We start from the raw sequence: 13,901 nt of genomic DNA, 5'->3' as shown, positions 1-13,901 counted from the left end.
TGGCTCCTTCCCCCTGGATGTGGTGAAGCCCCAAGTTCCCGTGTGGGTTCTTGGGGTTTCTCCTAGTTTTCAACCACTTACATGTTCTCACACCGATATGCGGTTTTCTATCGCATGTTTCGGATACCCGCTAACGCTAGAGCTGTCCGTACAAGGCGGTGGCGAACCTGTCGAGGGCCCGGTTCTTGCGCCGATAGACCGTGTCACGCTCGACGTAGAAGTGATCGGCGATCATCGATACCTTCTCATCTTGTGTCCCCTCGCTGAGGAAGAAGCCTTCGAGGATGAAGCGGTCGTCTTCAGCGATGACTTCCCACGCAGGCAAGAACCAGTCCATGTACTGGCGGGCCTGTAGGTAGCGAGCCTTGTAGGCGTCGATTCGCTCAATGCTCGCGACGATCCTGTTCTCCGAAGCGTGGAGATCGCCAGAAGGTGGTGTGCTGTCCATGCGTGGGGATGCTGGGCTTGCCGCGTCAGCATAAGCCGCCTTGATCTGCTCGTCGGTACTCTCGATGATCTGTTCCATCACCGCATAATCCTGCAGGGCTGCGATCGCGGCTTTCCTTGTGTCGAGGTATTTGGTCATCACATGCATGAGCGTGTCCTTTCAGTGGTTGTAATTTCTGCTGTGACCGCGTCAATCAACGCAGCCTGAGTAGCGTCTTTCGCATCAAGAGCTTTGAGAACGGTTTCATCGAGCGTCCCTTCCGCAACCAGATGCGTGATCGTCACAGGTTCGGATTGTCCTTGCCGATAAAGCCGTGCGTTGGTCTGCTGATAAAGCTCCAGGCTCCACGTGAGCGAGAACCACACCAGCAGGTGCCCGCCTGATTGGAGGTTCAGTCCATGACCGGCCGATGCTGGGTGGATCAAGCCGAGGGTGATCTCACCTTTGTTCCATGTCTCGATATCCGCGCTTGCTTTAAGTTCGCGAGCCTGCGGGAAGCGGGCGGTGATGCGCTGACGGTCATGGGTAAACCAGTAGGCCACGAGCAGTGGGTTGCCGTTGGCTGCCTCGATGAGATCTTCGAGGACGTCGAGCTTGCGCTCATGAACCGCCGTCCATTGACCGTTGCTGGTGTAGATCGCGCCGCTCGCGAGTTGGAGTAGCTTGCCGGACAAAGCTGCGGCGTTCGCGGCATCAATCGTCGCCCCATCAAGGTCGAGAACGAGGTCAGCTTTGAGTTGCTCGTAGACCTTGCGCTCTTTCGGCTCCAGCACCACAGGCATTGTCGTCACCGTCAATTCCGGTAATTGCAGGTGGTCGGTGGTTCTCATCGACAACGTCATGTCACCAATCACACCGTAGATCTCATCTTCGGCACCCGCGCGGGGCTTATAGGTGAACACCTGCATCCCGTTGCGTTTATCGGGTACGAACCAACGCTCCCGATAACGAGTAATAAACCGGCCCAAACGCTCGCCGCCGTCGAGAAGCCGGAACTGCGCCCACACGTCCATGAGCCCGTTCGAGGCTGGCGTGCCGGTCAGCCCGACCCAGCGTTTAACGAAGGGGCGCATTTTCACCAGCGCCGTGAACCGTTTCGCACGGTGGTTTTTGAAGCTGGAGAGTTCGTCGATGACGACCATGTCGAACGGCCAGCTACCGCCCATCTGGTTCACGAGCCAGGGAATGTTTTCACGGTTGATGATGGTCACCATCGCAGACTTGGCTAACGCCGCCAGCCGGTCAGCTTTGGTGCCGACAGCAACCGCGACGGTGAGCCCGTCAAGGTGATCCCACTTGCGAATTTCGGCGGGCCAGGTGTCTCGCGCTACTCGAAGCGGTGCGACAACCAGCACGCGGGAGATGGTGAAGTAGTCGAGCATGAGCTGCCAGATCGCCGTCAACGTGATCACGCTCTTGCCCAAACCCATGCCAAGGAGAATCGCGGCCTCGTCATGGTCGATGATGAACTCGGTGGCGGTGGATTGGTAGTTATGCGGCGTGTAGTGCATCAAGCACCTCCCGTATGCCGTCCACCGAATCAACAACGAAGGTCTGAAAACCCTGGTCGCGCAGTTGGCTCATCCGACGCTGCTGGATTGGCCTGGGTTGTTTGCCTGCTGCTTTGAGTTCAACGAAAACAACCCGGCTGTTCATCAGACATATCCGGTCAGGTACGCCGCTGGTTCCAGGGCAGACAAGCTTCCAGCACAAGCCACCGCAGGCTTCGACGGCTTTCTTCAGTTGGTGTTCTATGGTTCGTTCGTTCATGGTCACTCCTTGAGTTCACTTTTAGGGGTGACGGCATGTGACGAGTCGTTCCTAACCTTTTATATAGAGAAAAACACCATGTAATTTCACATGCGTAAGGTAGGGAATGGCTCGTCACAGCTCGTCACCATGGGGTTAGTTGCCGAACTCGGATGCGATCGCGAGCCCGTAGACGTACATGCCGTGCTTGGTCTTTTTCCGCACGAATCCGGCTTGTTCGACCGCAGCGTTGAAGTCGACCATCGGGCGCGCCCATCCTGAGGTGTTTTGCGCCCACGCCCGATACGTCTGATAGAGGTCACCAGCCCTCTCCGATAAGCCATCCTCGACGTCGCATGAGTCCTCAAGGAACTGCGAGAACCAGTCGTTATCCTCCTTATATGCTTGCGAGGCTTGAACCACCTGAGGCGGGGCTTTGAGCTTGTAGCCCTCGGCGTGGATGAGGCGCGCGCCCTCCATAATCCACGTAAGGATTGCTCCGCCCGCGTTTTCGAACAGGTGGTCGGCGTAGTTCTTCACGTCCGTATCACCTTCGATGGTGGCGTTAAACGGGATGACGATGAGCCTGCGCCAGATGCCTGCGTCCATGGCTCCCACACGCGGCAGGTGATTCGTGTAGAGCACGAGGGTGTGGGAGGGGGTGAAGGCGAAGGGGTCCTTGAACTTTTTCTCTGCCGAGATCTGATCGGTCGAGGCAAGCTGTTTGACGTTCGAGGTTGATAGGCGCATACCTTCTTCGGTTTCAGCCGCGATCAAGAGACGTTTGCCTCTGGCTTCGGCGAGTTCGGGTTTGACGTTGCGGCGCACCCCGACCGTGAGCGCGTCGGCTGAGATCGTGCCCGAATACGTCCCCAACACGCGGGCGATTGTGTTCCAGAAGGTGGATTTGCCGTTTCGCCCGTCCCCGTAGGCGATGACGAGCGCTTCGACGAAAACCTGGCCGATAGCCGCCAAGCCAACAATGCGCTGCACGTAACTAATCAGCTCAGGATCTCCTTGGAAGAACACGTCGAGCGCGTCGGCCCAGATCTGTGCACCCTCATCGCTGGGGCTGACAGCGGTCTGCTTGGTCAGCAGATCGGCTGGGTTGTGCTCGTGGCTTGTGCCGTCGCGCAGATCCCAGGTGCCTGCCGGGGTGTTGAGCTGGTAGGGGTCGACGTCAAGGTCACGGATACGTACCTGCAAGATCGGCCCGGCTTCTTTCAACGTGGCCGTGATGTTGCGTGACAAACGCCTGGAGAGAACGAACTTGTGGTAGTTCTTTGCCTCATCCCACGCCCGGAACGCGGTCGCTTGCACAGGCGTGAGCTTGGCGATGCCGCGTGCTTTCGACGAGGCGGAGGCCATCACGAGATCTGCACCGGTTGCCGTCATGGTCTCCCACGTGGACGCGATCAAGCGGTCGGCTTCCTCGAGCTGGCGGGAGGTCAATTCCTGAACGACGCCTTGTGCAGATAAGTCGTTCTCATCCCACACGCCATGGTCGTAGACAAGCCACTTGGTAGCCAGTGAGTAGCGGATCTTGTTCGCGTATTCGCCAGCTAATGTGTCTGCCTGACCGACATCGGAAAAATCATCCGGACGCAAACCCGCCAACGCCTCATAAGCCTCTGGCGGCAGATAGCCTGGATCAGCAGCGACCTTCGAAGCGAACCTGCACGCGCTATTCCAAATCGTCTGTAATTCGCCCTCGTTGAGCGGTGGTTCGCAAAGGTTGGCTTTGCGATTGAAGAGGTCTCGTGCTTGGTCGGTATCGCCGTAGCGGATGAGGACCCTGCCTGCGAAGCGCGACAACGTAGCGTTGCGCGAGCCTTCACCAATCACAAGAGTGGAAGCATCAAATGCGGCGAACACGTCCTGCTCATCAGCGTTATCGAGCCACGCATCGAGCAACTGGTCGCCCTCACGCACCGTAACTTGTGGGTTAGAGGTGCCGTAGATGAAGCGTCCTGCGTCAAGAGCGTTGCGATCGAAGAAAGCAAACCGCGACGCGAGGCGGTGTTTCAATCCTGCGTATTCGTCTGCGCCTTGTACTTCTCGGATTGGGAAGTAAACGTGGAAACGCGGCCGCGCAGACAACACACCCTTCGCCTTCATGTGATTACGAGACGTGGCGGCCATGAACTCCACGCCCGCCATCACCTCGCCAAGCTTCTCAGGCGTGACCCACTCGGACTCGGTGTCGGTGTGATCGTTGTCGATATCCATCACCACGCAGTCCGAGGCTATGAAGGCTGCAGTTGAGCGGCGATCATTCGCATAGGTTGCGGCTACGTGATCGAAGCCCGCGACTGCAGACAGGGATGCCACGTCGGCGATGGTTTGCTGGTTCGGGTAGTGGTTGTTGTTCTGCACGCCGCTCACATTCGCGGCATAGAGGGTGAAGGGCGTGGTCATGGCGTGACCTCCTTGAAATCAGAATCGAAAGACTTAATCGGCAACTCGAGGTCGCGCGCCCACCCGATCTCTAAGCGCATACCAAGGCTGACGCGTCCCACGTATGCCCAGAGGGCTTCGCATTTAGCGAGCAGCACCCTGTTGAAGAACATCGCCAGCTCCCGCTGATCAGGGTCTGCGTCATCCATGAACTGCGGGAACAACAGGTGTGGGGCGAATGGGATTTTGCCCGCGCTCACTGCGAAGGAGCAGAATTGGCGGGCGAGCTCAACGTTCGCTTGCACGTCGCCTGAGTAGGGCGAGCAGATATAAATCAAGGGCCGGTAGCCGAATTGTTCGCGCTGCAGCTTTTTGAGCGCGTGGTAGCTGGTTAGGTCCAGGTAGCCTTCGGTGTTCTTCTTCGAAAACCCAATATCGAGTGTCGTGGCGGTCATGCTTGCACCTGACCTTGACGCTCGATGACAGGCAGAATGCCGAGCTGGTTCTTGAGCAGGTCGTAGATGAACAGACGCCCCTTTTGCGTCCAGTACATGTGGGTGCGGGTCTGCCCCTCGCCGTATTCGTGGGTCTTGGACTGGGTGTATCCCTGCTCGGCGTACTTCGCGTACAGGAACCACCGGTCCGACTGATGGAACTGCACGTGAGCATCACGCAGGATCCGGTTGAGTTTCTTCGCGGAAAGTCCGTAGTCCTTCGCAATCGCGGTCGTCGTCAACAACGAATCGGACTGCAACACGAGGTCGTAGTACGAGACTTTCGGTGCCGCCTCAAGTAAGGCTTGCTCTGCTGCCAGGCGCTTGGCCCGCTCGGCACGCAGCGTGGCGATGGCATGCTCGAGGAACTCATCATCAGCGAGCAGTTCGTCGTATGCGTACATGCCGTGGCGGCGAATCGTCGGCAACACCTCATCGAACACCCAGGATTCGAACTTCTGCGCTGCCGGGAGCTTTGAGGAGATGATGAGGCGGTACAGGTTGCCCTCGGTAATGAAGCGGACCTGCTGGATTCCACCAGCGGTCTCAAGGGGGTGGTAATTTGCCACCCCCTTGCAGTGTAGCTTCACCGCGTTCGTCGGATCCTGGTAGCCGAGCGCGGTGGCGACGTCCTTGCCGCAGAAAAGGATCTGGCCATCAGTGGTGATGGTGCGAATGGTGCCGAACACGTCGTTGGTGAATGTTTGAATCTGGTTTCCCATGGCGGGGTTCCTTCCCGAGACCCCGTCGAGAAAAAGTCGTGCCGGGCGGCACAAGGAGTTAAGGGCCTCACCCCACTGCCGACGAGCCCGAAAGTGTTAAATCACGGGTACTCAATCGCTTCTCGTTCTGGCACGATTGGTGTTGAAGCCCCGGTGGAGCGCTATCTGTTAGAGCAATCTGGCAGGTATTCTCGCCGGGGCATAGACAAATTTCTCGAGTGCTCTGTGTGGAAGAACCATCATTCTCTTGCTACAGCGGTGCCGACACGGTGGTCTTTTAGACAACATGACCGGTTCCGCTGCCCGCCTCGGTGGGAGCGCAGGGTCGGTTCTCGTTTCTTAGCGGTCTTGGATAAGCTTTCTTCTCTGATGGTGATACTTCGCCGAGTTCTTGATTCTGTCGCTGTTTTCGCGGTATAGTGATTACCACTAGTACCGGCTCGCTTGTATCGGTTTCCGAGACAGGTCAGAGCCGGTCTTCATGTTTTTGGAAGCAGGTGGGCTGGTGGTCGATAAACCGTGGGCCAGTATCGATGAGCAGATTAATATTCTCACTCGTCGTGGCCTATTGGATGCCGGTGATTACCGCCGCGAGTTATCTACTGTCGGCTATTACCGGCTTTCGGGATACTCCTACCCGTTGCGTCAGATCGCTCCATCTGATTCGCCGCAACGGCGTTTGGACCATTTCGTTCTCGGTGCACGTATGGGGCATGTGGTAGAGCTGTACGAGTTTGATGAGCGGCTACGCTTGGCTGTGTGGCAGGCGCTATGCAAGCTGGAGGTGTGCCTGCGAGTTGACGTGGGGCACGTGCTGGGTGAGATCGATCCGTTCATTCACCTCGACCTCGAACGGATTTGGCCATCGGGGGCGATGAATCACAGAGCAGCATTCTTTACGCAGAAGCTCACCCAAACACAGTCGCGCTCTACAGAAGATTTCGTCAAGCATTACAACCAGACCCACGACGGTCGTTTGCCGGTGTGGGTGGTTACCGAGATTCTTGAGTTCGGACAACTCGTGACCCTGTTTTCGTTGGCTCCCTTCGAACAGCGTCGTCGCATTGCTGACAAGTACTTGGCACGTGCCGACGAGTTGGAATCGTGGATGCGCACTGCGAATTACATTCGTAACATATGCGCTCACCACGCCAGACTATGGAATAGGCAACTCGTTATCCGTCCACTGGTCAAACACCGCCGCAACGACCAAACGCTATCGGCCGTGACACATTCTTCAGGACGTATGTACACCGCGCTGGTGATCACCGCATTCCTCTTGCGACGAGGAAATTTCACCGCTGAAATACAGGCCATCAGCGACGTCCTAGACAGTTTCCCCACCGAAATTCCTGGCGTCGATCTAACGCACATAGGTGCCAGCCCCAGCTGGAAACAAGATCCCATCTGGACAATCAACAGCTAATCCTTACGGTAATAGGCGCACTCATACCCATCCGCGTCCAACGGCAAACCTTCGGCCCAGGCTGGGAGCGTCGACATAAGAGCACATGCATCAGTCACGGTGAAGCCGGAATTTTCGGGTTCGTCGATGACGATTTCGTCGTGAACATGCATCACAATCTGGTGCCCCGCCTTGGCGACTGCGTGCATGCCAGTGACGAGAAGGTCGCGAGCGATCGCCTGGACGATGTTCTCGACGAGTTTTCCACCGTAGGTTTCTAACTGTCCCCAGCGTCTGGCTGTGGTGGTTCCGGTGTAGGTGACGCTGGTGCCGCCCCAACGGTTCTCACCCAGACGCGGCTGCACATAGGCAAGCCGTCTACCAGAGGGCAGTTCGATGAAGAAAATCCCAGACTCAACGCTAAAGCGCAGGTTGCGTAGCCGGATCGGCTGGCGCGACGAGATCGCAGCGATGGCTGCTTCTTCGACGTCCGCCCAGAGCCCAACGATGTGCGGGTTAGCTTGCCGCCATGCGTCCACGATCGGTTTGAGTTCGTGCTCAGCGAGTCCCATATTGAGGGCTCCCATAGCTTTGAGAGCACCGACCGAGCCGCCATAACCACAGGCGAGCACCGCAATCTTCCCCTTCTGACGAAGCTCACCATTAACGCCGTGCTTTTCGACTGGGACGCCGAACATGCGCGACGCGGTCTCGCAGTAGAGGTCTTTCCCCTCACGAAACGCTTCAAGAGTCGAGGTTTCTCCTGCGAGCCATGCGATAACGCGCGCCTCGATTGCAGAAAAGTCCGCGACAATAAACCTGTGGCCGGTACTAGGGATGAAGGCGGTCCGGATGAGTTGGCTGAGCGTGTCGGGCACGGACTCGTAGAGCAGCTCAAGTGCGTCCAGGTTGCCCGTTCTGACGAGCGTGCGCGCTTGGTCGAGATCAGGCAGGTAATTCCTTGGCAGGTTTTGGACTTGGACGAGGCGTCCGGCGAAGCGCCCGGTACGTCCTGCTCCGTAGAACTGGATGAGCCCACGAGCCCGGCCGTCACTGCCTGCGACGTTTTGCATCGCCTGGTATTTCTTCACCGAAGATTTAGCCAGATCGCCGCGAAGTTCGAGGACTTCCTTCACCGCGCCAGTCGCGGTATCGAGGGCGGAATCGACCTCGGCTTTCGCTAGCGATTCGAGTTCGCAACCTCTGGTGGCAAGCCATTGTTTGAGCTGGATCGGCGAGTTAGGATTGTCCAACCCCGTGAGCTTCTGCGCCCGAGCAAGCGACGCGTTGCGGTGGTGCTCGTCCACGGCAACGGCATTATCGACGAGCGTGTGGTCGAGAAGAATCCCGGCATCATTAATGCGTTGGTCAAGAGCGTAGGTGTCCCATTCGGACTCTGGCATCGGAAAACAAGCCAGTCTGTCGTGGATGGCTTGTTCGACTTCGACGTCACGACGGTTGTAGTCAATGAAATGTGCCCATCCGGTCGGATCAGCCGATGGTGGATTCCTGTGTTTGCCGCCATTCAAGACCGAGGGCGTGGCGGGTGTACAAAACTGCTTGATCAGCTTGCGTCCGGCGCTGTCTTTCTGCACGTCAAGCTTCAAAACCGCGGCTATCGCGTCGAGGCTCATCGGCAACCCCAAATAGGCGCTCCACACCATAGTGCAGCGCCACTGCCTTGGGTCAAGAAACCCATCACCGAGAAGCTCGGAATGATGAGTGCGTAGCCAGGCAGACAGGCAGACTCGTTCGAAGGCGGCGTTATGCGCCCACTTGACCACATCCGGATCCACCAGTGCCGCCAGCACCTCGTCGGGCATTGATTGTCCGTTGGCGAGATCCACTATTTCGACCGGGCCGCCGTCGACCGAATAGCTGAAGAGCAACAGGTCGAAGTCTGGGTGCTCGCAATACGGGTAAACACCCGCCTTGGCGAGCTGAACAGGACTGAAAGTCTCGATATCGCAGAAGAGTGTTCGCATGACGGGGTTCCTTTCACATCAGAGGAAAAGTGGAGGGAACCAACAAGATGTGCTGATTCCCTCCACGTGTGGGGATGGTTAGTTCAGGAAGTCGTCATCAGCCGCGAAGGAACCGAAGTCGGTCTCAGCGGAAACTCGTCCACCGCCAAGGCTCTCGCCGTCACGGGTCTTTTGGATATTGCCCAGTGCGCAGGCGATGCCACGGTTCCCGTTCGTGTTGAACGCATAGAAACTCAAGGAAACGCGGGCGTAGCAGCCAGAATAAACCTCGGCACGACCAAGAATCGGAGCCACGTTCATATCAACAATCTGTGGAGCAGTCAGAGAATTGGCATTCAAGAAGTAGGCGCCCTTGTAGGCTTCGTCGTCACGCTCAATATCTCCATCGCGCAGCGGGAGCTTGAGGGCTGCCTTGTTGGGTCGCTTGCCACCAAACTTCCCGATACCTGCTTCGATGGCTGCTTCCACGGCCTTCTCGATCGCGGTGATAGTGGCGGTGTCGGACTTGGGGATAATCAGGGAGACGGAGTACTTCGGTTTGCCTCCTTGGATGGAGTTCGGCTCCCAAATATGGGCGTAGCTGAGTCGTACTTCGCCGGTAACAATGCGAGTTGGGTTAGTAGCGGTTGTCATGTTTCTTTCTTCTTTCTTCTAGTTGTCGTTACTGAAATCGGTGGCCGCACTCACCAGGTCGAGCGCTGGCCGTTTATCGGACGCAGGAACCAACGTGGGTTTGCCTGCAGGTTTGGTGACGTACTCGCTGAGGATCTCGTTGAAGGCGGGTTTACCCATCAGCTTTTCCATGGCTGTGAGGGTGATGAGCTTGCGATCCCAGATGTCCCTATAGCCAGCAGCCTCAGCAGCCTTCGCAACATCGGTTTCGGAGGTGTATTTGCGTACCGACCGTCCGGCGACGAGCTTGAACCCCTCAAAGACCACGCCCTGATTGACGGCCTTGGACAGCGCGTAGGCTTCCACGTCCGACGCCCAGGTTTTGAGCTGCGGAATCCGTGTGAGCACGTCAGCAATCTCTACGTCCGTTAGTTCTGCTGGTGGGGCGAATTCGAGCTTGGCAAGTTGAAGGTTGGCTTCGGCTCGTGCTCGACACGTTGGCGCGATACGACAGAACTGACACCACGAGCCCGGACAAAACTCACCCTCACCAGCCGAGGCCAGCTCAGCTTTCGGTTTCACCTCGGTTTCAGCCCACTGTTCGAGCTCGGCAACAGAGATTTCCCAGGTGTCGACGTTCGCCCGGCGCGGCTGATAGATCGTCACTGATACCGTCTCGATGTCGTACAGGCTCCCGAAAGCGTGGAGCGCACCGAGCGCATACAGCATCAACTGCGGGTTGTTCACGGCTTCAACCAACACGCCTTGCCCGTATTTGAGATCAATGATCTGCAAGGTGGGTTCGGCGATGATCACGCAATCCCCGGTGCCAAAACTGCCAGGAACAATGTGGGAGAAGTCCAGGCGCTGTTCGATCAGCACCTGCGGATCGCCACAGGTCTCCTGGGCGATGGAGATGTGTTCTTGCACAAACGACACATAGTCGTCGGTCAAGGTTTCCATCTCGTCATCAATCCAGGCCGAGACCGGACGCTTCGAGCGCTGCTTGAGAGCCCTGCGGAGTTTGTGCTCCGCCAAGGCATGAGCGGCGGTTCCTTGCTCAGCAGCAGCAGACGTTGACTCCGGCTCATCCGATTCGAGCCGAGCTGAAGGTGTGCAGTTGAGCCACCTGTGTGCCCCAGATGCCGAGAGGAGGGCGTGGTCAGACGGTGTCATTAGCAATCTCCTTCGCCTGTTCGAGCAGCCAGCCGAACTTCGACGGATCCACCGCTGAGAGCTTGTCCGCACCAGCCTCGACGATCAGCTCACGAACCTTTGCGGTGTGGCCTTGCGCTGAGAGCTCGGAAAGAAAAGCACGTACTTCTTCGAGCGCCACTACCGGTTCAGGTTCAACCTCCGGCTCGTCCGCGAGTAGTTCTGGCTGGCTATGCACAGCTGGGATGGTTTCGAAGGGTTCCTTGATCTGCAGGGCAAGCTCTGGGCGTTCACCAGGCATTCCTGCGTGGTCTTCGAAACTCTCCTCAACGATCTGCTGAGCCCGCGCAAGCAAATCGGCGAGCGACCGCAGCGCCTGGTTCCCATCACGAATAAAGGCATTGAGCTGTGACATCATCATTTGGACTCACCCGTCTTGAGAGCATCAGCCAATGCCATGAGGTCGTCATCGGTGTTTTCGGTGATGTCGATCTGCTTGACCGAATCACCAGGAACAAGAATCATGACTTTGCGCGGGCTACCAAGCAGTAGGCGCATGAACCGTTCACGCAGCGTCACGTTCTTAGTTGCGACGATTCCGGGGTCGTCAGGGATACGCCGGGCAATATGAAGCTTGAGACTATGTCGAGCCATCGGGCTTACCTTTCTTCCTCATTTGTGGGAGTAGCCCGGTTGGCTTCTCCCTTTCACCCCACTGCCGACACCACCGAAAGTGTTAAATCGGGCATCCTCAACCGCCTGTCGAATCAGCGGTTTTACCTCTGCCACTAGCTGCGATACCCGAGCACGGGTCAACCCCATATCGCGTGCCACCTGCGCCTGATTGAGCTTGTCGGTTGCAAGAAGGCGCGTCATCACCTCATGATGCTGAGGATCCAAACCAGCGATGACGCCACGCATAGCCTCGAGCTCACGGGTGTGCTCGACGCTGTCCTCGCGTTCGATGACCTGGTCTTCAGCGCTGATACCCGGTGAAGCTGGATCAAGGTCGATGTCGAGCATCTGCTCATACGAAAACGGCTTGTTATTCGGGACGCGGCATCCACGTCGAGGACCGCACTCAGCCCCGCACGTGCATGTCTTCTTACCCTTGCCGCGATCGGCGCGAACCGCCTTATGCGTGGCCGTTTCTTCTGCGTTCCACAACTCGTCGAGAATCTTCTGCGGTGTGCGGGGCTTGACCTGGTTGAGTGGAACACCAGTTGTGGCGGCGCGTTGCTGGCGGTCGGTTGCGATCATGAGAGCGAACTCGCCAGGGTCAATGTCGAAAGTGTCAGTGATGGACTCGTTCTTGTTGTTATCTGCTTCGTGCCTGAAGGTGACCTTCATCGAAGGATCTCCATTTCTCCGGGAATCCCGGTGATTTGGAGACCTGATCTGTTTGGCTCAGATCACTGGTGAGAACTGCTAGGAAGACGACAAAGGCGAGCCACCCCACACGCCCCTCAGCAAAGAGGGGTTGGGTGAGGTGACCCGCCGAGCGCTCCCAGAGCAGGTCTCACTAGTGATTTGTTTGTCTAACCCCACGGCCTGCACCCGCCATAGGGCTTGCTCATCCGCCAGATGAGCTCCCGAACAATCACGCTCAGGCTTGGAGAACGTCAGTGCCGGTGGCCACCAGCGCTACCGTCCCCACCCACCCGGTCCGAACTGTGTCGAAACCGAGTGGGCTGTGTACGACTACTTGCCGCGCTTGGACGGCTTAGTCTGCGCTAATGCCGAGGCGGCAACGGACTTGGTCCGCGCCGAAGAACGGCCATCGCGCAGCACAGCTGATGCCTTGCGTGCCACAGCACGCGATGTCTGCTTACGGTTCCTACCCACGCTCTTCACCTCCTTCGCTCTCGCTACGACACCCACCACCACTTGGTGCGTGTTCATGAGCGTTCGCGCGAGTCGGCGTGCGATAATGAGATGACAGTTGCTCGTCTCGTCGGCTCGTGTTTTGCTCACATACTCATCAAACGCTGTGGTTTTGGGACTTCAGATCGGTGAGGGAAGCAAAAACTGGGACTTCTGGGACTAGTTTTGGGACTCGGCATAGAGGAGCGTGACGCATATGGGTTTGCCCGAGTTTTGTCGCGCTGTTTATAAGCGGAAGAGTCCCATCACTAACCAGGCAAAATTCGTCCAAGCCGTATTCCAACACGCTGGCAGCGCAGAGCGGTTAGATGACGAGTACGCACGCAAGATCTTCACCGGAGCAAAACCGATCTCCGAACCGCAATACGAATCATTTTCAACGCCGGTGAACAAGAAATCTTTGCATGATTTCCTTCTTAGCCACCTGAGGCCCCTCCCAAGCACGAAGCGCACGTTGGATGATCGTTGCCAAGAAGTCGGCAAAGACGCCGGGCTGCCCTCAACCCTCACTATCGAACCAGAAGCGTTCATTTGGGCACTCACAGATTGGTTCGACGCGATCATCCACGATCCAAACCATTGCGATGTCCTCGAACACTGCTACCGACTTCGCCTTGAAGGCCAGGAACCAGACGAGATCAACCCTGCACCGCAGCCGCTCTATCAAGGAGATCGCGTCGACGTGACGGAACCGCCCGCACTGCAAAAACACAAGCCAGGATTTTGGGCCGAGTTCACTCACACATGGACACTGCGCAACGTTGGCAGCATCGACTGGACCAGTCGGACACTCGTCTGTACGAATCCAACAGACCCGCGAATACGACCCGTCGGCACCAAACAAATCGCCATTCCTGAAAGCCCACCAGCGACAAGAAAGTTCATCAAGATTTCTTGCACGTTTCGGGCGCAAGGCTATGAAGGGGCGGCCTCAAGCCACTGGGAAATGCGCAACCAGGAAGGCGAGAACTGCTTCCCTCAAGCGACTACAACATTCAATGTCGATGCCACAGTTATTAACCCGGATCTTCACTCGACAAGGTAGGGATG

General features: G+C 57.2%; 14 protein-coding genes. 2 read left to right on the top strand and 12 right to left on the bottom strand.

Annotated elements, in window-relative coordinates; translation table 11 throughout:
* Nucleotides 1-136 precede the first annotated feature (136 nt).
* From CJ187_RS06505 to CJ187_RS06480, 6 genes are all read right to left on the bottom strand, one after another.
* On the bottom strand, nt 137-595 hold the full coding sequence (locus tag CJ187_RS06505) for a hypothetical protein (protein ID WP_199171102.1): 459 nt from the start codon (nt 593-595) through the stop codon (nt 137-139).
* On the bottom strand, nt 586-1,959 hold the full coding sequence (locus tag CJ187_RS06500; protein ID WP_102216796.1) for a DEAD/DEAH box helicase: 1,374 nt from the start codon (nt 1,957-1,959) through the stop codon (nt 586-588). The genes CJ187_RS06505 and CJ187_RS06500 overlap by 10 nt, the downstream gene beginning before the upstream one ends.
* Nucleotides 1,940-2,218, bottom strand: coding sequence for a VRR-NUC domain-containing protein (locus CJ187_RS06495; protein WP_101486025.1), 279 nt, complete (start codon nt 2,216-2,218; stop codon nt 1,940-1,942). Before CJ187_RS06495 ends, CJ187_RS06500 begins: the two co-directional genes overlap by 20 nt.
* A gap of 135 nt (nt 2,219-2,353) precedes the next feature.
* Nucleotides 2,354-4,615: a phage/plasmid primase, P4 family gene (locus CJ187_RS06490; RefSeq protein ID WP_004010828.1), complete on the bottom strand. Its 2,262-nt coding sequence runs from the start codon at nt 4,613-4,615 to the stop codon at nt 2,354-2,356.
* Complete coding sequence (locus CJ187_RS06485) at nt 4,612-5,049, bottom strand: DUF7768 domain-containing protein (protein ID WP_102216795.1); 438 nt, start codon at nt 5,047-5,049, stop codon at nt 4,612-4,614. The genes CJ187_RS06490 and CJ187_RS06485 overlap by 4 nt, the downstream gene beginning before the upstream one ends.
* Entirely contained in the window at nt 5,046-5,810 is a 765-nt protein-coding gene (locus CJ187_RS06480; protein WP_102216794.1) for a phage antirepressor, read from the bottom strand. The genes CJ187_RS06485 and CJ187_RS06480 overlap by 4 nt, the downstream gene beginning before the upstream one ends.
* Nucleotides 5,811-6,291: 481 nt before the next feature.
* Between CJ187_RS06480 and CJ187_RS06475 the strand changes: the two genes are divergently transcribed.
* Nucleotides 6,292-7,236, top strand: a complete 945-nt coding sequence (locus CJ187_RS06475) for an Abi family protein (protein ID WP_036324253.1) — start codon at nt 6,292-6,294, stop codon at nt 7,234-7,236.
* Here the strand turns inward: CJ187_RS06475 and CJ187_RS06470 are convergent.
* The 6 genes from CJ187_RS06470 to CJ187_RS06445 form a co-directional block, all read right to left on the bottom strand.
* Complete coding sequence (locus tag CJ187_RS06470; RefSeq protein WP_102216793.1) at nt 7,233-9,200, bottom strand: DNA polymerase; 1,968 nt, start codon at nt 9,198-9,200, stop codon at nt 7,233-7,235. The two genes, CJ187_RS06475 and CJ187_RS06470, sit on opposite strands and share 4 nt — an antisense overlap.
* Nucleotides 9,201-9,278: 78 nt before the next feature.
* A complete protein-coding gene (locus CJ187_RS06465; RefSeq protein ID WP_102216792.1) occupies nt 9,279-9,833 on the bottom strand; it encodes a DUF2815 family protein in 555 nt (184 codons plus the stop codon).
* Between the two features lie 18 nt (nt 9,834-9,851).
* Nucleotides 9,852-10,988: a DUF2800 domain-containing protein gene (locus CJ187_RS06460; RefSeq protein ID WP_102216791.1), complete on the bottom strand. Its 1,137-nt coding sequence runs from the start codon at nt 10,986-10,988 to the stop codon at nt 9,852-9,854.
* Nucleotides 10,975-11,388, bottom strand: coding sequence for a hypothetical protein (locus CJ187_RS06455; RefSeq protein ID WP_071129490.1), 414 nt, complete (start codon nt 11,386-11,388; stop codon nt 10,975-10,977). Before CJ187_RS06455 ends, CJ187_RS06460 begins: the two co-directional genes overlap by 14 nt.
* Complete coding sequence (locus tag CJ187_RS06450; protein ID WP_062613111.1) at nt 11,385-11,621, bottom strand: hypothetical protein; 237 nt, start codon at nt 11,619-11,621, stop codon at nt 11,385-11,387. The genes CJ187_RS06455 and CJ187_RS06450 overlap by 4 nt, the downstream gene beginning before the upstream one ends.
* 18 nt (nt 11,622-11,639) lie before the next feature.
* Nucleotides 11,640-12,317 carry a sigma factor-like helix-turn-helix DNA-binding protein gene (locus CJ187_RS06445; RefSeq protein ID WP_102216790.1) on the bottom strand — a complete coding sequence of 226 codons (678 nt, stop codon included), beginning with the start codon at nt 12,315-12,317 and terminating at the stop codon, nt 11,640-11,642.
* 730 nt (nt 12,318-13,047) lie between these two features.
* Between CJ187_RS06445 and CJ187_RS06440 the strand changes: the two genes are divergently transcribed.
* A complete protein-coding gene (locus tag CJ187_RS06440) occupies nt 13,048-13,896 on the top strand; it encodes an NBR1-Ig-like domain-containing protein (protein WP_071129489.1) in 849 nt (282 codons plus the stop codon).
* The last annotated feature ends 5 nt before the right edge of the window (nt 13,897-13,901 follow it).

It is taken from the genome of Gleimia hominis, from assembly GCF_002871945.2.
GTDB classification, from domain to species: Bacteria; Actinomycetota; Actinomycetes; order Actinomycetales; family Actinomycetaceae; genus Gleimia; species Gleimia hominis_A.
This window is presented reverse-complemented; position numbering and strand designations above follow the sequence as displayed.